The organism is Variovorax sp. RKNM96 (assembly GCF_017161115.1).
In the GTDB taxonomy this organism is placed as follows: Bacteria; Pseudomonadota; Gammaproteobacteria; order Burkholderiales; family Burkholderiaceae_C; genus Variovorax.
On record NZ_CP046508.1, the window covers coordinates 4756621 to 4775295 of the forward strand.

At 66.9% G+C, this 18675-nt stretch carries 19 protein-coding genes; 9 read left to right on the forward strand and 10 right to left on the reverse strand.

Annotated elements, in window-relative coordinates; translation table 11 throughout:
• The first annotated feature begins 1 nt into the window (after nt 1).
• The 4 genes from GNX71_RS22005 (at nt 2) to GNX71_RS22020 (ending at nt 2604) form a co-directional block, all read left to right on the forward strand.
• Entirely contained in the window at nt 2–1234 is a 1233-nt protein-coding gene (locus GNX71_RS22005) for an NAD(P)/FAD-dependent oxidoreductase (protein ID WP_206174381.1), read from the forward strand.
• 111 nt (nt 1235–1345) lie between these two features.
• A complete protein-coding gene (gene rpsU, locus GNX71_RS22010) occupies nt 1346–1558 on the forward strand; it encodes a 30S ribosomal protein S21 (protein WP_007833691.1) in 213 nt (70 codons plus the stop codon).
• A 120-nt stretch (nt 1559–1678) separates the two neighbouring features.
• The gene (locus GNX71_RS22015; protein ID WP_206174382.1) at nt 1679–2128 is read left to right on the forward strand and encodes a GatB/YqeY domain-containing protein; all 450 of its coding nucleotides are present in this window, start codon (nt 1679–1681) and stop codon (nt 2126–2128) included.
• Complete coding sequence (locus GNX71_RS22020; RefSeq protein WP_206174383.1) at nt 2128–2604, forward strand: NUDIX domain-containing protein; 477 nt, start codon at nt 2128–2130, stop codon at nt 2602–2604. Before GNX71_RS22015 ends, GNX71_RS22020 begins: the two co-directional genes overlap by 1 nt.
• Before the next feature lie 16 nt (nt 2605–2620).
• Here GNX71_RS22020 and GNX71_RS22025 read toward each other — a convergent pair whose 3' ends face one another.
• Nucleotides 2621–3382 carry a sulfite exporter TauE/SafE family protein gene (locus GNX71_RS22025; protein ID WP_206174384.1) on the reverse strand — a complete coding sequence of 254 codons (762 nt, stop codon included), beginning with the start codon at nt 3380–3382 and terminating at the stop codon, nt 2621–2623.
• Between the two features lie 101 nt (nt 3383–3483).
• Here GNX71_RS22025 and GNX71_RS22030 point away from each other — a divergent pair, with 101 nt between their 5' ends.
• Nucleotides 3484–4392: a LysR family transcriptional regulator gene (locus GNX71_RS22030; RefSeq protein ID WP_206174385.1), complete on the forward strand. Its 909-nt coding sequence runs from the start codon at nt 3484–3486 to the stop codon at nt 4390–4392.
• Here the strand turns inward: GNX71_RS22030 and GNX71_RS22035 are convergent.
• From GNX71_RS22035 to GNX71_RS22075, 9 genes are all read right to left on the reverse strand, one after another.
• Nucleotides 4376–5356: an SDR family oxidoreductase gene (locus GNX71_RS22035; RefSeq protein ID WP_206174386.1), complete on the reverse strand. Its 981-nt coding sequence runs from the start codon at nt 5354–5356 to the stop codon at nt 4376–4378. The two genes, GNX71_RS22030 and GNX71_RS22035, sit on opposite strands and share 17 nt — an antisense overlap.
• Complete coding sequence (locus GNX71_RS22040; RefSeq protein WP_206174387.1) at nt 5353–6255, reverse strand: bile acid:sodium symporter family protein; 903 nt, start codon at nt 6253–6255, stop codon at nt 5353–5355. The genes GNX71_RS22035 and GNX71_RS22040 overlap by 4 nt, the downstream gene beginning before the upstream one ends.
• 17 nt (nt 6256–6272) lie before the next feature.
• Nucleotides 6273–7601, reverse strand: coding sequence for an NAD(P)-binding domain-containing protein (locus GNX71_RS22045; RefSeq protein ID WP_206174388.1), 1329 nt, complete (start codon nt 7599–7601; stop codon nt 6273–6275).
• The gene (locus GNX71_RS22050; protein ID WP_206174389.1) at nt 7601–8422 is read right to left on the reverse strand and encodes an SDR family oxidoreductase; all 822 of its coding nucleotides are present in this window, start codon (nt 8420–8422) and stop codon (nt 7601–7603) included. The genes GNX71_RS22045 and GNX71_RS22050 overlap by 1 nt, the downstream gene beginning before the upstream one ends.
• Nucleotides 8423–8536: 114 nt before the next feature.
• On the reverse strand, nt 8537–9586 hold the full coding sequence (locus tag GNX71_RS22055; protein WP_206174390.1) for an NAD(P)-dependent alcohol dehydrogenase: 1050 nt from the start codon (nt 9584–9586) through the stop codon (nt 8537–8539).
• Nucleotides 9587–9629: 43 nt separating this feature from the next.
• Nucleotides 9630–10733 carry a sn-glycerol-3-phosphate ABC transporter ATP-binding protein UgpC gene (ugpC, locus tag GNX71_RS22060; protein WP_241027017.1) on the reverse strand — a complete coding sequence of 368 codons (1104 nt, stop codon included), beginning with the start codon at nt 10731–10733 and terminating at the stop codon, nt 9630–9632.
• A 32-nt stretch (nt 10734–10765) separates the two neighbouring features.
• A complete protein-coding gene (locus GNX71_RS22065; protein WP_241027018.1) occupies nt 10766–11602 on the reverse strand; it encodes a carbohydrate ABC transporter permease in 837 nt (278 codons plus the stop codon).
• A complete protein-coding gene (locus GNX71_RS22070; RefSeq protein ID WP_206174392.1) occupies nt 11599–12480 on the reverse strand; it encodes a sugar ABC transporter permease in 882 nt (293 codons plus the stop codon). The genes GNX71_RS22065 and GNX71_RS22070 overlap by 4 nt, the downstream gene beginning before the upstream one ends.
• Entirely contained in the window at nt 12477–13757 is a 1281-nt protein-coding gene (locus tag GNX71_RS22075) for a sugar ABC transporter substrate-binding protein (RefSeq protein WP_206174393.1), read from the reverse strand. The genes GNX71_RS22070 and GNX71_RS22075 overlap by 4 nt, the downstream gene beginning before the upstream one ends.
• A 333-nt stretch (nt 13758–14090) precedes the next feature.
• On the opposite strand from GNX71_RS22075, the gene GNX71_RS22080 reads away from it, so the two are divergent.
• From GNX71_RS22080 to GNX71_RS22095, 4 genes are all read left to right on the forward strand, one after another.
• Nucleotides 14091–15827 carry a M4 family metallopeptidase gene (locus GNX71_RS22080; protein WP_206174394.1) on the forward strand — a complete coding sequence of 579 codons (1737 nt, stop codon included), beginning with the start codon at nt 14091–14093 and terminating at the stop codon, nt 15825–15827.
• A 105-nt stretch (nt 15828–15932) separates the two neighbouring features.
• Entirely contained in the window at nt 15933–16382 is a 450-nt protein-coding gene (locus GNX71_RS22085; protein ID WP_206174395.1) for a DUF4124 domain-containing protein, read from the forward strand.
• Nucleotides 16383–16569: 187 nt separating this feature from the next.
• Nucleotides 16570–17433: an alpha/beta hydrolase gene (locus GNX71_RS22090; RefSeq protein ID WP_206174396.1), complete on the forward strand. Its 864-nt coding sequence runs from the start codon at nt 16570–16572 to the stop codon at nt 17431–17433.
• Nucleotides 17434–17438: 5 nt separating this feature from the next.
• On the forward strand, nt 17439–18674 hold the full coding sequence (locus tag GNX71_RS22095; protein ID WP_206174397.1) for an MFS transporter: 1236 nt from the start codon (nt 17439–17441) through the stop codon (nt 18672–18674).
• Nucleotide 18675: the final 1 nt, after the last annotated feature.

Sequence of the window (18675 nt, forward strand, 5' to 3'; positions counted from 1 at the left end):
CTTGAGCGCTCCTTTTCAATTCGATGTCGTCGTGGTCGGCGCCGGTGCGGCCGGGCTGTTCTGCGCCGGTGTGGCGGGCCAGCGCGGGCTCAAGGTGCTGCTGGTCGACCACAGCGAGAAGGTCGGCGAGAAGATCCGCATCTCGGGCGGCGGGCGGGCGAACTTCACCAACCGCGACCTCGACGTGCGCGCGCCCCAGCGCCACTTCATCGGCGACAACCCGAATTTCTGCCGCTCTGCCCTGTCGCGTTATGCGCCGCAGCAGTTCATCGAGCTGGTGCAGAAGCACGGCATCGCCTTTCACGAGAAGCACAAGGGGCAGCTTTTTTGCGACGGCTCCTCGCAGCAGATCGTGGACATGCTGCTGACGGAATGCGAGGCCGGCGGGGTGACGCGGTGGCAGCCGTGCAAGCTGGGGAACATTGCTTTTTCTCCGGCACCTGCTGATGCAGCAGGCGCCGGAAGCTATCGAATTGATAGCGATCGGGGTGTCATCGAGACACCGAAGCTGGTGGTCGCGACCGGCGGCCTGTCGATCCCCCAGATCGGCGCCAGCGACTTCGGCTACCGCATTGCCGAACAGTTCGGCCTGCGCATGGTCACGCCCCGCCCGGCCCTCGTGCCGCTGACCTTCGGTGGCGAAGGCTGGGCGCCGTATGCCGAACTGGCCGGGCTGGCGCTGCCGGTGCGGATCGAAACCGGGGCCAAGAAGGAAAAGATGGCGTTTCTCGAAGACCTGCTGTTCACCCACCGCGGCCTCTCGGGCCCGGCGGTGCTGCAGATTTCGAGCTACTGGAAGCCCGGCGCCCCGCTCACCATCGATTTCGCGCCCGGCACGGACGTGGCCGAGGCGCTGGGCGAAGCCAAGCTGCGCTCGAAGAAACGCATCGCCAACGAGCTGGCCACGCTGGTGCCCTCCCGGCTGGCGGACGCCTGGGTCGGGCAGGACCCGGCGCTGCAGCGCCCCGTCAACGAGGCCGCCGACAAGGCGCTGGCGCAGCTTTCGGAGCGCATCGCCCGCTGGCAGATCACCCCGAGCGGCACCGAGGGCTACAAGAAAGCCGAAGTCACGGCCGGGGGCGTCGACACCCGCGATCTGTCGTCCCAGACGATGGAATCGAAGCAGCCGGGCCTGTATTTCATCGGCGAAGTGGTCGATGTGACGGGTTGGTTGGGCGGATACAACTTCCAATGGGCCTGGGCAAGCGCCCATGCGTGCGCAACCGCGCTATAATCTCGGGCTAACTTCTGGCCTCCCCTCAACGGCCGCAAAAGATTTTCAGTTGAGGAACCCCGGCTTTGGGCCTCGATCTCCCCGAGCCAACTTCAGTTCAACGATTCATCAATGACCACCATCCGCGTTAAAGAAAACGAGCCCTTCGACGTCGCTCTGCGTCGCTTCAAGCGCACCATCGAAAAGCTCGGCCTGCTGACCGACCTGCGCGCCCGCGAGTTCTACGAAAAGCCGACCGCCGAGCGCAAGCGCAAGAAGGCAGCCGCCGTCAAGCGCCACTACAAGCGCGTGCGCAGCATGCAGCTCCCCAAGAAGCTGTACTAAGCAACGTCCAGGGCAATCCCTGGGTAGTTGGCCCCGACGAAAGTCCTCGCCAGCGTCCCGTTGCACCAGCCGCGCCAGGGAAACCTGCCGCGGCTTTTGTTTTTTCCGAAAGGCTGACGAATGACACTCAAAGAACAGATCACCGAAGACATGAAGACGGCGATGCGCGCCAAGGACTCCGAACGCCTGGGCACCATCCGCCTCCTGCTCGCCGCCCTGAAGCAGAAGGAAGTCGACGAGCGCGTGGAACTGGACGACGCCATGGTCGTGGCCATCGTCGACAAGATGGTCAAGCAGCGCAAGGACTCCATCGCCGCGTTCACCACCGGCGGCCGCGCCGACCTGGCCGACAAGGAAGCCGCCGAGATCAAGGTGCTCGAGGTCTACCTGCCCCAGCGCATGAGCGCCGATGAAACCGTGGCCGCAGTCAAGGCCATCGTGGCCGAGCTGGGCGCCAGCGGCCCCGGCGACATGGGCAAGGTGATGGGCGTGGTCAAGACCCGCCTGGCCGGCAAGGCCGACATGGGCCAGGTCAGCGCAGCGGTCAAGGCCGCCTTGACGGGCGCCTGATGAGCGACAACAGCGCCAGCCCCTCCGATCCGATCCTCAAGGCCTGCGCCTGCCTGGTCGACGCACGGGGCCGGCTGCTGGTGTTCCGCCACCCCGGGGACGGCAATACGCAACTGCCCAAGGGCACCATCGAGCCCGGCGAATCGCCCGAGGTGGCGGTGCGGCGCGAACTGCTCGAGGAATCGGGCATCGACTTCACGGGCGCGCTGCAACCGCTCGGCACGCTGGACCGCGAATGCGAGGCCGGTGTCGAGGGCAACACGCACCGCCACCCGCAGCTGTGGCACCTGTTCCTGATGCGCGCCGAGGGCCCGCTGCCCGAGACTTTCGAGCACATGGCCACGGGCAGCCCTGAAGAAGAAGGCCTGGTGTTTTCCTTCCGCTGGCTCGGTGCCGACGACGCCCTCGACGATTTCGCCCTGCCCTATCGCCAGACCATCGAGCGCGTGCGCGCCGCCCTGCTGTCCGTCGCCTGATTGACCGGTCGCCGGGTCAGGCGATGGCGCGAACCGTCATGTACCCGCCCAGCAGCGCCAGCCCGATCAGGAAGCAGCGCTTGAACACCGCCACCGGCAGCTTCTGCCGCAGCCACGTCCCGATCACCATGCCGCCGATCGCCGGCACCAGCATCGCGACCGAGCTGCCCACCGCCGCCATCGGATAGCCACCGTTGCTCGCCAGCCCGACGCCCAGCACGATGGTCGAGGTGGTGAACGAAATCCCCATCGCCTGAATCAGCGAATCGCGCTGGAAGCCCAGCGCCTGCATATAGGGCACGGCCGGCACCGCGAACACGCCGGTCACCGCCGTCACCAGCCCGGTCGCCACACCCACCAGCGGCCCCAGCCACCATTCGTGCGCCTCGGGCGCATGCAGCTGCCGTCCGGTGAGCCCCCAGAGCGCATAGGCCACCAGCGCCACGCCGAGCGCCACCGATGCCCACGCGCCCCCCGGCGCGCCGAGCCACAGCGCGCCGCCCAGCGTCCCCACCACGATCCCCGCCTGCATGCCGCCGATGCGCCGCAGCACCGCCCCGAAGCTCGCGCGCGGCCCGGTCTGCCAGATGTTGGTGACGAGCGACGGCACGATCAGCAACGCCGCGGCCCGCACCGGTGGCATCCACAGCGCGAGCAGCGCCATCGACACCGTCGGCAGCCCGAGCCCGATCACGCCCTTGATCACCCCGGCCAGAAGAAATACGGCGGCAGCCGCGGCCCAGTGGCCCGCCGTCAGTTCGTTGGAAAAGATCGTCATTGCCGCCGAGTCTGCCGACCGGCCAAGCGCTCGAAAATGCGGCATTCGCGCACCCAGCCTCAGGCACAGGCTGAGGCTCGCGTGCTACCTTGCGGCCCATCATGCGATTCGATCTCACCGACCTCAAGCTCTTCATCCACGTCGTCGAGGCTGGCAGCCTCACGGCCGGGGCCGAGCGCTCGCACATGACGCTCGCCTCGGCCAGCCAGCGCGTGCGCGGCATGGAAGATGCGCTCGGCAGCCCGCTGCTCACCCGCCACGCGCAGGGTGTGCGCCCCACCGAGGCCGGCCGTACGCTGCTGCACCATGCGCGCGTCGTGCTGCAGCAGATGGAGCGGCTGCGCGGCGAACTCGGCGAATACGGACAGGGCCTGAAGGGCCACGTGCGCTTCATGTGCGGCACCTCGGCGCTGACCGAGCACTTGCCCGAAGTGCTGAGCCGCTTTCTCGCGGAGCATCCGCGCATCTCGGTCGACCTCGAAGAGCGCCCGAGCCCCGACACCGTCGATGCGCTGCGCGCGGGCCTGTGCGACATCGGCATCGTCTCGGACGCGATCGATTCCGAGGGCCTCGAATGCCATCCCTTCCGCCGCGACGACCTCGTGCTCGTGATGCCGCGCGGCCATGCGCTGGCCGGGCGCCGACGCGTGAAGCTGGCCGAAGTGGTCGACAACGAATTCGTCGGCCTGCCCGCGGACAGCGCGCTGCAGCAGCTGGTCACGCAGCATGTGCGCGCCCTAGGCAAGCACCTGGCCTACCGCGTGCGCGTGCGCAACTTCGAGGCGGTGTGCCGAATGGTCGAGTACGGCATCGGCGTGGGCATCGTGCCGCAGACCGCGGCCGAGCGCTGCGCCCGCTCGATGAAGATCGCGCGCGCCTCGCTCGCCGATGCCTGGGCCGAACGCACGCTGATGGCTTGCGTGCGCTCGTCGGAAGATCTGCCGATCAATGCGCGGCGCATGCTCGAGCACCTGATCGCGCCGGTGCAAGAAGCTACGAAGAAGAAGTGACCGGCCGCCCCTGCCGCGCACGCGCCGCGACGAAGGCATCGAAAGCCTCGCTGCTGGTCTTTCGCGGCACATAGCCGAAGCGCTCTTTCAGCGCCGTGTTGAGCAGCACCGGCCGATAGCGCAGAAAGTCGAGCTGCTCCGGTCCGTAGCGGCTGACGCCCAACGCAGAGCCCACAGCGAGCGCAGCCTCGAGCACACCGGCCGGCCAGTCCGTCGCCTGCTTGCCCAGGCGCGATGCGATCTCGTGGATGGTGAGCGCGCCGTCGCCCGCGAGGTTGTAGCAACCGGCCGGTGCATCGTCCAACGCGTGCGCGATGGCGCCCGTCACGTCCTCGTCCCACACGAACACGAACGGGCTCGCGCTGCCACGGATCGCGATGAGCCGCTTCTTCTCGAACAGCGCGGTGATCTGGTTGTCGACCCGCTCGCCGAGGATGGTGCCGATGCGCAGCACCGTTTGCGCGAGCGCGGGGTGTTTCTCGCGATAGTCCGCCAGCATCTCCTCCACCTGACGCTTGTGATCGGCGTACGCGAACACCGGATTGCCCCGCAGCGGCTGCTCCTCGGTCATCCAGGCCGGGTTGTCCGCGTGATAGCCGTAGGCCGCGCCGCTGGACGACACCACGATGTGCCGCACACCCTGCGCCACGCAGGCTTCGAGCACATTGCGCGTGCCGCCCACATCGACCGAATGCTCGAAGGCGCGGTTCGAGTCCTTGCCCGGCGTGACGATGGAAGCCAGGTGCACGACCGTGTCGATCGCGTATTCAGCCAACGTGCCGCCGATGCCCGCATCGCGCACATCCTGCTGGCGATAGACCACGCCCGCCAGTTGCCGCTCCGCCGGCACTTCGCGCACGTCAAGCGCCACGAGCACGTCGAGGGACTTTCCCGTCAGCGCAGCCAACACGCCGCGCCCAAGAAACCCATCGCCCCCCGTCACGAGCACGCGGCGCGCATTCATGGCGTCGCGGGCTTGCGCCCCCACCAGCTTGCGAGCGCGAGGCCCGCGATGATGTCCCAGAACCCCCACACGCCAGCCACCACCGCCATGCCGCCGAGCCCGCCGAAGAAGCTGAAGATCAGCACCAGCCCGAGCCCCGCGTTGCGGATGCCCACCTCGATCGACACCGCCCGCCGGTCGTAGTCGCCCAGCCCCGAGAGCCGCGCGCACAGGTAGCCCGTGCCGAAGGCCAGCGCATCGTGGATCACCACCGCCAGCAGCACCAGCCCCACGTAGTCGAGAAAGTAGCGCCAGTTGCCCGCAATGGCACCGACGATGAAAGCGATCAGCGCGAGAAAGCTCAGGATGCGCGCCGGCTTCTTGATGCGTGCGGTGAGTCGCGGCAGCTGGTGCGCGCAGGCCACGCCCAGCACGAACGGAATGCCGATGATCATCACGATGTGGCCCAGCATGTCGAGCGGGTCCAGCGCAATCGTCTTGAGCAGCGCCGAGGCCGTCGGATGCAGCCCGCCCCAGAACGCGAAGTTCAGCGGCATGACGACGATGGACAGCGCATTCGAGATCGCCGTCATCGACACCGACAGCGCCACATTGCCGCCCGCACGGTGCGTGAGGATCTGCGAGATGTTCCCCGGCGGGCAGCAGGCCACCAGGATCATGCCCAGCGCGATGCTCGGCCCCGGCTTCAGGATCAGCGTGAGCGCGAAGGTCACGGCCGGCAGCACGATGAACTGCGCGCCGATGCCCACCGCCATCGCGCCCGGCATGCGCGCCACGCGCTTGAAATCGTCGATGCGCGTGTCCAGCGCAATGCCGAACATCAAGAAGCCCAGCACCACGTTGAGCAGCACCAGCGAGGCAGGATTGAAGTGAAGGCGGATTTCGTCGACGGGCAGCATGAAAGTGGTGGCCTCGTTCAGCGTGGATCGGCCAGCGCCGCCGAGGCACTGCGCACCGCCGCGCGGTAGGTGTCTTTGTGCACGTAGTACGCCATGCGTTCGAGCTGCAGGTACTTGTAGCCGCCCGACAGATCGGGCGGCGGCCCCTGTACCGCCGCGCGCAGCGCCTCGGCCTTGGGCGATCCGTCGGCTCTCGCGCGGAAGTAGCGCGCCAGCAGTTCGGCCTGCTCGTAGCGCCCCTGCCAGCCGATGCCGCTCGCCTCGATCATCCCGAGCACGCCGATGCTCTCGAAGCGCGGCGAGAAGATGTTGAGATACAGGCGCGGTGCCATGCCCTGCCAGTTGAGCAGGTCGCGGTCGATGAACGGATAGTGCAGCGCGTAGCCGGTCGCGGCCAGGATCAGGTCGTAGTCGCGCGCGCTGCCGTCCTTGAAGTGCACCGTGTGCCCGTGGAGCCGCGCGATGTCGCCGCGCACACCGATGTCGCCATGCCCCACGTGATGCAGCACCAGCGAATTCACGATGGGGTGCGACTCGTACATCCGGTAGTCGGGCTTCGGAAACCCGAAGCGCACCGGGTCGCCGGTGAACCACTTGAGCACCGTCGCATCGACCCGTTGCTTGAGCCACGGCGGCAACGGCCGCTTGCCGCCGAGCGTGTCGGCCGGCTTGCCGAACACGTACTTCGGCACGAAGTAGTAGCCGCGCCGCACCGAGATGTCGACGCTCTTCGCGTAGTGCACCGCGTCGACCGCGATGTCGCAGCCCGAGTTGCCCGCGCCGACGATAAGCACGCGCTTGTCCTTGAAGAGCTCGGGGTGCTTGTAGTCGCTGGTGTGCAGCAGTTCGCCATCGAAGTGGCCTTCGAACTGCGGGCGCTTGGGTTCGGCGAGCGTGCCGTTGGCGATGACCACACCCTTGTATTCGGCGGTCTCGGCGCCTCCCGCCCCGGTGTCGATGGTCACGCGCCACCGCGTGTCCGGCGCATCGCTCACCGGCTCCACGCGCAGCACGCGCGTGTTGAAGCGGAAGTGTTCCCGTAGGCCGAAGCAGTCGGCGAAATCGCTGAAGTAGCGGCGCAGCTCGCGGTGACTCGGATAGTCGGCCACCGTGTCGGCCATCGGGAACTCGGCGAACTCGGTGGTGCGCTTGCTCGAGATCAGGTGCGCCGAGTGATAGACCGTGGAGCGTGGGTTGTCGATGTCCCACAGCCCGCCCACATCGCTGTGCCCCTCGAAGCCTTGAAACGGAACGCCGTGCTTCTGCAGGTTGCGCGCCCCGGCCAGGCCGGAAGGGCCGGCGCCGATGAGGGCGATCTTCTCGTGGGTGGGCGTGTTGTCTGCCATCAGGTGGGTGGATGTTTTTCGGAAAGGCCTGGAATGGCTGTGGCCCCCGCTTCGCCCACGCGCGGTTTGCGCGGCTGCCCGCGCAGCACGCGGTCGTGCAGTTTCTCGGGCAGCAGGTTCAGCAACTTCGAGAGCCAGCCGATGCGGCGCGGCAGCACGATCTGTTCGCGACCTGCACGCACGCCGGCAAGCAGTTGGTGCGCGGCCTCGTCGGCTTCGAGCAGGCCCGGCATCGCGAAACGGTTGCCCGCAGTCAAGGCGGTGCGGATGTAGCCCGGGCTGATCGTGTGCACCGTGATGCCTGTCTCGCGCAACTCGGCACGCAGGCTTTCGAGATAGCGGATCAGCCCCGCCTTGCTCGCGCAGTAGGCGCCGTTGCCCGGCATGCCGCGCCAGCCTGCAATGCTGGCCACGCCGACCAATGCGCCACGTCGCTGCGCACGCATCGGCTTCACGAAAGGCTGGAAGGTGGTGGCCGCGCCGAGCAGGTTGATCTCCAGCATGCGGCGCAGCACCGCGAGGTCGTCGGCCTCGGCGGTGTCGAAGCCCCCCGCCACGCCTGCATTGGCAATCACGAGGTCCGGCACGCCGGCCCTGGCCATCCAGTCGATGGCCATGGACTGCATCGCGACGCTGTTCGACACATCGGGCGTGTAGACCGCGCATCGCCCAGGTGCCAGCGCAGCGAGCGCATCGAGCTTCGCCGCGTCGAGCCCGACCAGCGCCACCTGCGCGCCGCCATCGATCAGCTCGCGCGCCAGTGCCTGGCCGAGGCCACCACAGGCTCCGGTGAGGACGACGTTGCGAAACGGCAAGGGCATGGGGCAATGAGGCTGCGAGTGGCAAAGCGCAGCCACTGTAGCCGCGCATCGCCGGAGCGCCTCCCAGCGTTTCCCCTTGCCCCGCTCCCTCTGGGCAGAGGGCGCCGAACCGACTCAGACCACCGAAGAGGCCGGAAACTCGATCTGGATCTTCACGTCGCTCGCCCGCCCCGCCGCCGCCTCCTCGAAGGCCTGGATGCCGTTCTCGAACGCGAAGGTGCGCGAGATGAAGGGCTTCACGTTCACCTGGCCCGAGGCAATCAACGCGAGCGCGCGCGGAAAGATGTTGGCGTAGCGGAACACCGACTCGATGCGCAGTTCCTTCGCCTGGATCGCGACGATGTCGAACGCGACCTTGGCGGGCGGGCAGCCCACGATCACCACGCAGCCCCCCGGGCACGGCAGCTCGAAGATGCCGTCGTAGGCGCGGGTGCTGCCGCTGGCTTCGAAGACGACGTTCGCGCCCCAGCCGTCGGTGAGCGCCTTCACGGTTTCGGCGAGGTTCGTGTCGCGCACATTCACCGTCGTCACGGCCGGGTTGTCGGCAAAGAGGGCCAGCTTCTCGGGCACGAGGTCCGCGAGGATCACGCGCGCTGCACCGCCGGCCAGTGCCGCCAATGCGGTCATCGCACCGATGGTGCCGGCGCCGATGACCACCGCCACGTCGCCCGGCTTCAGCGCGGCCTTCTTCGCGGCCTGCAGGCCGATGGCCAGCGGCTCGACGATGGCGCCCTCTCCGAAACTCACGTTGTCGGGCATGCGGAAGGTGAAGGCCGCCGGGTGCACCACGAAGGGCGTGAGGCAGCCGTGGATCGGCGGCGTGGCCCAGAAGCGCACGGCGGGGTCGAGGTTGTAGATGCCTTCGCGGGTGGCGCGCGAATCCATCTCGGGAATGCCGGGCTCCATGCAGACGCGGTCGCCGGGCTTCAGGTGCGTGACTTCGGCGCCCACCTCGGCGACCACGCCGGAGGCCTCGTGGCCGAGGATCATCGGCTCGTTGACCACGAAAGGGCCGATGCCGCCGTGCTGGTAGTAGTGGACGTCGCTGCCGCAGACACCCACGGTGTGCATGCGGATCTTCACGTCGCGCGGTCCCATGTGCAGGGGAAGGTCGACGTCGCGCAGCGTGAGTTCGTGCGCCTTTTCCAGGACCAGTGCTTTCATTTCCGTTTTCTTTCGCTCGAGAGTGTGTTTCGGTTGTCGGTGTTCAATGCGAGGGGGTGCTGTCGATGCGCAGCGATGCGCCGGTGTCGATGTCGAACAGATGCACCTGCTGCGGATCGGCCACGAAGCTCACGCGCTCGTGCAAGCGCGGGCTCTGGGCCGAGGGCATGAGTGCGGAGATTTCGTTGTCGTCCTCGCCGAAGCTCACCAGCACTTCGTTGCCGAGGTATTCGATGAGCTGCACCTCGCCGGAGAAGCCGCCGTCGCGGCCTCCGTTCATATCCACCTGCAGGTGGGCGGGACGGATGCCCAGCGTCACGCGCTCGCGGCCTTCGAGCGCGAACCGGCGCGCATTCACATGCACGACACCGCCTCGTCCGCTCAGTTCGAAATGGCTGCCGGCATCCTTGACCGACATCTCCACCAGGTTCATCGGCGGCGTGCCGATGAAGCCGGCCACGAAGGCCGAGCGCGGACGCTCGAAGATTTCCTTGGGCGAGCCGACCTGCTCGATGCGCCCGTCGCGCAGCAGCACGATGCGGTCGGCCAGCGTCATCGCCTCGTGCTGGTCGTGGGTGACGTAGACGGTGGTGGTCTTGAGCGTCTGGTGCAGCTTCGCGATCTCGATGCGCATGTGGTTGCGCAGCTTGGCGTCGAGGTTCGACAGCGGCTCGTCGAACAGGAACACCTTGGGCGTCTTGATCATCGCGCGCGCAATGGCCACGCGCTGCTGCTGGCCGCCCGAGAGCTCGGTGGGCTTGCGCTGCAGGTAGCGCTCCAGGCCCAGGGTGTCCGACACCTCCTTGATGCGGCTGTCGATCTCGGCCTTGGGCACCTTCAACCGCTTGAGACCGAAGGCGATGTTGTCGCGCACGGTCATGTGCGGGTAGAGCGCGTAGTTCTGGAACACCATGGCAATGCCGCGCTCCTGCGGCGGCAGGTCGTTGACGCGCCGGCCGCCGATGCGCAGGTCGCCGCCGCTGATGTCTTCCAGGCCCGCGAGCATGCGCAGGATGGTCGACTTGCCGCAGCCCGAGGGGCCAAGAAACACGACGAACTCGTTGTCGGCCACGTCGAGGTCGAACGCGTGGACGACCTGCGTTTCCCCGTAGCGCTTGATGATGTTGTGACAGCTGATTGCAGACATTTTTTGTTCTGGAGAAAAGAAGGTGATGCGGCTCATGTGGCCTCCCGCTTGCGCTTGAACGCGGCATTGAGAAAACCGCTGAGCACACCGACCATCAAGAGCGGCGGCACCGACAGCAGGATGACCGAGGCATTCAGAATGCCCCAGGGCACGTCGCGCCCCAATTGGCTGAGTTCGGAGGCAACGATGGGCAGCGTCTTGGCGTCGGAGGTGGTGAGCATCAGCGCGATGAGGAATTCGTTCCACACCAGAACGAAGCCGAAGGCGATGGCGCCGATGAGGGAGCGCGCGGCAATCGGCAGCGACACGCGAAAGAAGATCGCGTAGGGCCCGTAGCCATCGACTTTGCCCGCCTCTTCCACCTCCTTGGGCACCGCCTTGAACGCCGGAATGGCGAGCCAGATCACGGTGGAGAGCGTGAGCAGCGTGTAGGTGACGATGAGCGCGAAGCGCGTGTCGTACAGCTCCAGCTGAAGCCAGATGACCATGAGCGGAATGGCCACCGCCACCGGTGGCAGGAAGCGCATCGACAGCACGAAGAACTGGATGTCGTCGGCCCAGCGCAGCGGATAGCGGGCGAGCGCATACGCGGCCGGCAAGCCCAGCACCGCGCCGATGACGACGGCCGCGCCGACCACGAGGATCGAGTTGATGAGCCCCTGCGCCACGGCCTCGCGCCCCAGCACATAGGCGTAGTTCTCCAGCGTGGGCGTGAAGATGAACTTCGGCACGGCCGAGACGATGTCGACCCGGTTCTTGAACGAATTGATGAAGGTCCAGAGAACGGGCACCAGCGCGGAGAGGCCCGCGACGATGAGCACCAGCCGCGCGAGCAGCGTGCCGGCGGAAAGAGACGATTGCTTTTTCATGACGAGGGCCTCGTCCATTTCCAGATGTAGGTGAAGGCCACGGTCGACGCGACCATCATCAGCACCGCCATGCTCGATGCGTACGAGATGCGGCCCGACTCGATGAAGCCCTGCGAGAAGGCGTACATGTCGAGCGTCTCGGTCGAAATGCCCGGGCCGCCGCGCGTCATCACATAGATCAGGTCGAAGGCCCGCAGCGACTCGACCATCTTCACGAAGGTGAGGCTGATGAGCGGCGCCTTGAGCATCGGCAATGCGACGTAGGCGTAGACCTCCCAGGTCTTCGCATGGTCCATGCGCGCGGCCTCGAAGGGTTGCGGCGGCAGGGTTTCGAGCAGCTTGAGCACGATGACCGCGAAGAACAGGCCCCACTGCCACACATCGACGAAAGCCACGGTGAGCAGCGCCGTGAGCGGATTGGCCAGCAGGTCCAGCGGCTCACCCGTGATCGCCTTATACGGGTAAGTCAGCAGGCCGAACAACGGATGGAACGCGAACTTCCAGACAAAGGCTGCCGACACACGCGGCAGCAGCACCGGCACGATGAACAGCATGCACAGCGCATTGCGCCAGCGCGGTGTGGTGTTCTGGAACAGCAGCACACCCAACAGCACCGCGACGGCCATCGTCGAGGTGACCGTCAGCACCTCCCAGATGAGCGAAACGCTCACCGAGTTCAGGAAGCGCCGGTCGGAGAACAGCTGCACGTAGTTCGAAAACCAGACCCAGCCGGCATCGGCCTGGCCCAGTTCCCGGTCCTGCAGCGAGATGACGATCGCGAAGATCGTCGGTACCAGCGCGAGGACCGCCAGCACCAGCAGGCCCGGTCCGATGAAGACGACCGGCAGCCTGGTCTTGTTGCTTCGCGTCTGCTTCACTTCTTGCGCCGTGCGATCAGCTGCTTCGCATAGGCCTCGAGTTCATCGAGCCCGCCCTGGATGTCGGTGCGCGAACCGGTGACCAGCTCTTCGAGAATGATCCCCCAGCGATCGCCGAGGTCGGGCCATGCCGGGTCCTGCCAGAAGTTCACCGCGGTCACCTTGCCGGTGTCGGCCAGGGCCTTGCCGAGATCGGCGCCGTAGCGCTTGGCGAACTCGGGACTGCCCAGCACGCTGGTGCGGTTGAGTTCGCTGAACTGGCCTTCGGCAAGACGGCGCTGCTCCTGCTTCTTCGAGGTGGCCCAGGCGATGAACAGGCCCGCGCACTTCTTCGCCTCTTCGGTCTTGTTGGCCTTGGTGCCGATCGCGAGGCCGTGGCCGTAGCCGCCGCCGGTCAGCGGCGTGGGCGGCGGCAGGTAGGCCACCTTGCCGATCACGGTCGAGGTCTTGGGGTCGAGCGCATTGCCGGCGAGCGGCGTCGACTCGACCAGCAGCGCGACCTTGCCCGCGAGGAAGGCGCCGGTGGATTCGTCCCAGCTGCCGGTCTTGGTGCCGGGCGCCGAGTACTTGAAGAGCTCCAGGTAGGTCTGCGTGGCCTTCAGCGCGGCGGGCGAATTGAAGACCGGCTTGTCGCCGTCGAACCACTGGCCGCCATAGCCGCGGAAGAACGGCATCCAGCGCCACACGTTGGCGCCCGAGCCGCGCTGGCCGCGCAGCGCCACGCCGTAGATGCCGTTGGCCGGGTCGTTGAGCTTCTTCGCGGCGGCAACGAACTCGTCGAGCGTGGTGGGCGGCTTGACGCCGGCCTTCTCGAGCAGGTCCTTGCGGTAGACCAGCAGGTCGCCACCACCGGTGACCGGCGCGAACCATGTCTCGCCCCCGAAGGTCGCGACCTTCTGGCGGCCCGGGTCGAAGTCGGCGTAGTCGTAGTCGGCCGGGTAGTACTTGGCGAGCGGCACGATCCACTTGGACTGCGCGAACAAGGGCACGTTGGCCTCGTCGACGTAGTACACGTTGTACTTGCCGACGGTGGAGGCATCGGCGCGCGTCTTGGTGCGGCGGTCGTTCTCGTTGAGGTTGTCGATGGTGAACGAGGCACCGCTCAGCGCCTTGAACTCGTCCTTGTACTTTTCGAGCAGGGTGAGACCGTCGCGCGGCTGGGAGAGGACGCGCACATCGTCCTTGCATGCCTGCTGGGCTTGAACGTGGCCGGCTGCGGCCAATGCCGCCAGCAGCAGTGCGCCAGCGGTGGTGCGGCGGGTGTTTCGGTGGGTCATCTGCTCGTCTCCTTGACTTCTTTGTGAGGGTGACGAAGCGTAGGCAGCGAAGGCCCGACCCCGCGTACACGCGCGCCGGGGTACTGGTATTTCGATGACCAACGGACTTGGGGTTTTGCCGGGGGTGCGGCGTGCTAATCAGTTTTCGCTCATTGCAATCCGAAGGTTTGCAGGCCGAAAACGCCGGCGAAGAAATAGCGCGGAATCGACTACTTCCCCCGTATCGACGCTGCATGCGATCCCCGCTGTAATCCACGCGGCCATTCGCCGGCGTCACAAGCGTCGGCCGGCCGGTATGTGTCTATCCCTTACATCACCTTTTGTGGAATGCCTATGAAAACCAGATTCAAAGTTGTCGTTGTCGCAGTGTTGGCGTTGGCGGGGCATGGCGCCTTTGCCGCGGATGCGGACCCGGGCAAGCAGGCGGCGATCGACCGCGCGCTGGGGTTGATCCAGAGCAACCCGTCGAGCTTCAGCGTCGCGACGCCCGCCCCCAGTTCCAATCGCACACGCCGATCGCTGGACTTCCAGGGCGCGGCCGGCAGCGCGGCAGCGCCCGCCGAGGGCGACCAGTTCAAGCCGCGCGACGTGACCGTGGACAAGGACGGCACCGAGCATGTGCGCTTCGACCGTTTTCACAACGGGCTGCGCGTGATCGGCGGCGACGTGGTCGTGCATTCGGTGCGGGGGCAGCTGACGCAGTCCAGCCTGACACAGGGCAGCCCGATACGCCTGCCCGAGACGCTGGCCAGGGTCGATGGGCGCACCGTCATCCAGAACGCACCCGACATCGGCGCCGAGCGCGCCAGGCAGATTGCGGGCGAGCGCTTCGCGAGCGCGGTGACGCGGTACGGCACGCCCGAGCTGGTGGTCTTCGCCCGCGACGAGAAGCCGGTGCTGGCCTACGAGGTCCGCATCTACGGCAGGGCCACCGCGGCGCATGGAAGCGCCGTGGCGTACTACGTCAACGCAGCGGACGGCAAGCTGCTGGACGCAGAAGACCTGGTGCACACCGCGGCCGCCACGGGCGCGGGGAAATCGCTGTACTACGGCGAGCTGCAGATCACCACCGACCAGACCGGCAACAACGCCTATCGCATGGTCGATCCGACGCGCGGCGGCGGCGAGGTGATCGATGGCCGCGACTCGGTGTACACGGACCTGTTCGATGCACCTGACCTGGCCCCGTTCACCAGCCCCGACAACAAGTGGGGCAACGGCGCCGTCACGGACCGCAAGACCGTTGCGGTCGACATCAACTATGGGCTGGCCAAGACCTGGGACTACTACAAGCTCGTGCACGGCCGCAACGGCATCTTCAACGACGGCCAGGGCGTGCAGAGCTACGCGCACGTGTTGTTCACCAACCAGGACGGCAGCATCACCGGCGCCAATGCCGCATGGATCGGCGAGTACCGGATGATGGTCTACGGCGACGGGCAGGCAGGCACCTCGCTGCCCAGGCCCGTGGTGTCCATCGACGTCGCCGGGCACGAGATGAGCCACGGCGTGAACCAGGCCACCGCGAACCTTGCGTATTCGCGCGATGCGGGCGGCTTGAACGAAGCGAACTCCGACATCTTCGGCACCCTGGTCAAGTACCACGCGAACAACGCGAACGATCCGGGCAACTACGTCATCGGCGCGCGCATCCTGGCCTCGGGCCTGCGCAAGATGTACAAGCAGGATGTCGATGGGCGCTCGTACGTGTGCTATCCGCAAGGCGGCTTCAAGAGCGTGCTCGTGAACCCGAGGCACGACCCTCACCTCACCTCGGGGGTCGGCAATCGTTTCTTCTACCTGCTGGCCGAAGGCGCCGTGGTGCCATCGACCGACACCCGCCTTACGAAGAACGACCTGGTGTGCAACGGCGACACGGGCGTGGCGGGCATCGGGCGCGACAAGGCCGGCAAGATCTGGTACCGCACGCTCACGCTGTACCTGAACGGCAACTCGACCTATCCGAATGCCCGGGTCGCGTCGATCCGCGCGGCTTCGGATCTGTACGGCGCCAACTCGGTCGAGAAGGCCGCCGTGGCGCGCGCTTGGAGCGCGGTACTGGTCGAATGACCAGGCGGCGGTGAAAGGCCCCGGCCGGCCGGCTCGAACGGCCGCCGGTCGGGCATCATCCGGGCCAGAATCGGTGCCCGCCGATTCATCCCTCTGCGCCCCAAGATGCAAAGTCCGAATCCCGCCTGGCATGTGCTCGGCGCCGCGCTCGCGGCGCTGCTTCTTCCATCCGCCGGCCATGCGGAAATCTACAAGTGGGTCGACGCCAAGGGCCAGACGCATTACTCGGAGCGCAAGGCCGACGCGGGCGATGCCAGGACCGTGGAAGTGAAGCCCGCACCGGCGCCGCCGCAAAGCTCCGCACCGAAGGAAGACTGGCGTGCCTGGAGCAGGGCCTCGCCGCCGACGCAGACGGCGGCGGGAGCACCGCCCTACGGGCCGCCCGTGGCAAGGCCCAGATCGGTCTCGGGTGGAAGGGAGAACGGCACCGACGCTTCGCGCTGCGCGCTCGCACGGGATGTTCTCGCCGGGGTGCTGCAGCACAGCAACGGCAAGCCCATCGACCAATACGACCGCGACGTGGCGCAGAACGACGTCAAGTCCTTCTGCAAGTGATCGGCTGATCCCGCGGGCGCGGGGGCGAATAACCGATTCCGACTGAACCCGGGTGCTGGAGCAACCATCGCCCTGGTGTCGGCTCGGCCTCATTGGTTGCAATGTAAAACCGAATCGATAGAATTTGATCGGTCTTCTTTTGAAACCAGAAGCCGACATCCCCCTCTCAACCTCTTCCGGATTCGCCATGACCCACTACCGCTCCGCCACCGTCGACGGCCTGAAGATCTTCTATCGCGAGGCGGGCGACCCCGCGCTGCCGGCCCTGCTCCTGCTGCACGGCTTTCCGGCCTCGTCCTTCATGTACCGCGGGCTGATCGAGCGGCTGGCCCATCGCTTCCACGTCATCGCGCCGGACTACCCGGGCTTCGGCCACAGCGATGCGCCTTCGGTGGTCGAGTTCAGCTACACCTTCGACAGCCTCGCCGACATCGTCGGGAAGTTCACCGAGCAACTCGGCCTCGAGCGCTACGCCCTCTACATGCAGGACTTCGGCGGCCCGGTGGGATTTCGCCTCGCCACGCGTCATCCGGAGAAGGTGAGTTTCCTCGTGGTGCAGAACGCCAATGCCTACGAGGAAGGATTGCCCGACGATTTCTGGGGCCTCGCGCGTGCGCTGTGGAAAGACCCGTCGCCCGCCAACTACGCGAAGATCCGCGAAGCCGCCATGTCCGATGCGGCGCTGGAGTGGAACTACACGCACGGCGTGAAGAATCCGGAACGCATCGACCCGGACAACTGGCTCCTGCAGCGCGCCCTGCTCGCCCGTCCCGGCAACAAGGACGCGATGGCGGCCCTGCTGCACGACTACGGCAGCAACCTCTCGCGCTACCCGGCCTGGCAGGCGTACTTCCGCAAGCACCAGCCGCCGACGTTGGTCGTCTGGGGCGCCAACGACGTGATCTTTCCGCCGTCGGGCGCGCACCCCTATCAGCGCGATCTGCGGCAGGTCGACTTCAAGCTGCTCGACACCGGGCACTTCGCGCTCGAAGAACTGGGAGAGGTGATTGCCGCCCACATCGAGCGCTTCCATGACGCCTTGAAAGCCTGAGCCCCATGGAATTGAACGTCGATGCGACCGCGGCCCGGCACGCGCAAGCGCGGCCCGCCGCACCATCCATCTCCGCTCCGATGGCGCTGCTGTTCGCGGTCGCATGCGGGCTTGCTGTCGCCAACGTCTATTACGCCCAGCCGCTGCTCGACACGCTCGCGGCCACCTTCGGCATCCGCCCCGCGACGGTCGGCATCGTCATCACCATCACCCAGGTCGGCTATGGCCTCGGGCTGCTGCTCGTCGTGCCGCTGGGCGACCTGATCGACCGGCGACGGCTGATCGTGGGGCAATCGCTGCTGTCGGTGATCGCGCTGCTCTGCGTTGCGCTGGCGCCCAGTGGGGCGATCCTGCTGCCGGCGATGGCGGCGGTCGGCGTGCTGGCGGTCGTGACGCAGGTGCTGGTCGCCTACGCCGCGATCATGGCGCCGCCGGGCGAACGGGGCCGCGTGGTGGGCATCGTCACCAGCGGCATCATCATCGGCATCCTGCTGGCGCGCGCCGTGTCGGGCACGCTGTCGGATCTCTTCGGCTGGCGCTCGGTGTACCTGGTGTCGGCCGCGGCCACGCTGGTCGTCGCCGGCCTGCTGTGGAAGGCGCTTCCGCGCAACGTGCGGCCTGGGGTGCGCATCCCGTATCCGCAGTTGATCCGCTCGGTGTTCACGCTCTTCGTCGAAGAGCCCGTGCTGCGCATCCGCGCCGTGCTCGCGATGCTGATCTTCATGGCCATCACGATGCTGCTGACGCCGATGGTGTTGCCGCTGACGGCGCCGCCCTTCTCGCTCTCGCACACGCAGGTGGGGCTGTTCGGCCTGGCGGGCGCGGCCGGTGCGATGGGTGCTGCGCGCGCAGGTCGCCAGGCGGACCGCGGTCACGCACAGCGCACCACCGGCATCGGGCTCGTGGTCATGCTGCTGTCGTGGGCGCTCATCGCGATGCTGCCGTGGTCCATCTGGGCGATGGTGATCGGTGTCGTCACGATCGACTTCGGCCTGCAGTCGGTGCACGTTTCGAACCAGAGCCTGATCTACCGCGTGCGCCCGGAAGCGCAGAGCCGGCTGACCGCCGGCTACATGATCTTCTATTCGATCGGCTCCGCCACGGGATCGATCGCCTCGACGATGGTGTATGCCCATGCCGGATGGAACGGCGTCTGCATCGCAGGAGCCGTCACCAGCGGCGTCGCGCTGGCGTTCTGGGCCGCGACCCGGCACCTGACGCCGCCGGACTCGACCGCCTGAA

What these genes read in the sequence shown, in the direction of transcription:
- GNX71_RS22045 (WP_206174388.1), bottom strand. Translation starts at nt 7,601, where the DNA reads ATGGCAGACAACACGCCCACCCACGAGAAGATCGCCCTCATCGGCGCC.
- GNX71_RS22050 (WP_206174389.1), bottom strand. Translation starts at nt 8,422, where the DNA reads ATGCCCTTGCCGTTTCGCAACGTCGTCCTCACCGGAGCCTGTGGTGGC.
- GNX71_RS22075 (WP_206174393.1), bottom strand. Translation starts at nt 13,757, where the DNA reads ATGACCCACCGAAACACCCGCCGCACCACCGCTGGCGCACTGCTGCTG.
- GNX71_RS22095 (WP_206174397.1), top strand. Translation starts at nt 17,439, where the DNA reads ATGGAATTGAACGTCGATGCGACCGCGGCCCGGCACGCGCAAGCGCGG.
- rpsU (WP_007833691.1), top strand. Translation starts at nt 1,346, where the DNA reads ATGACCACCATCCGCGTTAAAGAAAACGAGCCCTTCGACGTCGCTCTG.
- GNX71_RS22065 (WP_241027018.1), bottom strand. Translation starts at nt 11,602, where the DNA reads ATGAAAAAGCAATCGTCTCTTTCCGCCGGCACGCTGCTCGCGCGGCTG.
- ugpC (WP_241027017.1), bottom strand. Translation starts at nt 10,733, where the DNA reads ATGTCTGCAATCAGCTGTCACAACATCATCAAGCGCTACGGGGAAACG.
- GNX71_RS22035 (WP_206174386.1), bottom strand. Translation starts at nt 5,356, where the DNA reads ATGAATGCGCGCCGCGTGCTCGTGACGGGGGGCGATGGGTTTCTTGGG.
- GNX71_RS22040 (WP_206174387.1), bottom strand. Translation starts at nt 6,255, where the DNA reads ATGCTGCCCGTCGACGAAATCCGCCTTCACTTCAATCCTGCCTCGCTG.
- GNX71_RS22085 (WP_206174395.1), top strand. Translation starts at nt 15,933, where the DNA reads ATGCAAAGTCCGAATCCCGCCTGGCATGTGCTCGGCGCCGCGCTCGCG.
- GNX71_RS22020 (WP_206174383.1), top strand. Translation starts at nt 2,128, where the DNA reads ATGAGCGACAACAGCGCCAGCCCCTCCGATCCGATCCTCAAGGCCTGC.
- GNX71_RS22025 (WP_206174384.1), bottom strand. Translation starts at nt 3,382, where the DNA reads ATGACGATCTTTTCCAACGAACTGACGGCGGGCCACTGGGCCGCGGCT.
- GNX71_RS22080 (WP_206174394.1), top strand. Translation starts at nt 14,091, where the DNA reads ATGAAAACCAGATTCAAAGTTGTCGTTGTCGCAGTGTTGGCGTTGGCG.
- GNX71_RS22055 (WP_206174390.1), bottom strand. Translation starts at nt 9,586, where the DNA reads ATGAAAGCACTGGTCCTGGAAAAGGCGCACGAACTCACGCTGCGCGAC.
- GNX71_RS22090 (WP_206174396.1), top strand. Translation starts at nt 16,570, where the DNA reads ATGACCCACTACCGCTCCGCCACCGTCGACGGCCTGAAGATCTTCTAT.
- GNX71_RS22015 (WP_206174382.1), top strand. Translation starts at nt 1,679, where the DNA reads ATGACACTCAAAGAACAGATCACCGAAGACATGAAGACGGCGATGCGC.
- GNX71_RS22030 (WP_206174385.1), top strand. Translation starts at nt 3,484, where the DNA reads ATGCGATTCGATCTCACCGACCTCAAGCTCTTCATCCACGTCGTCGAG.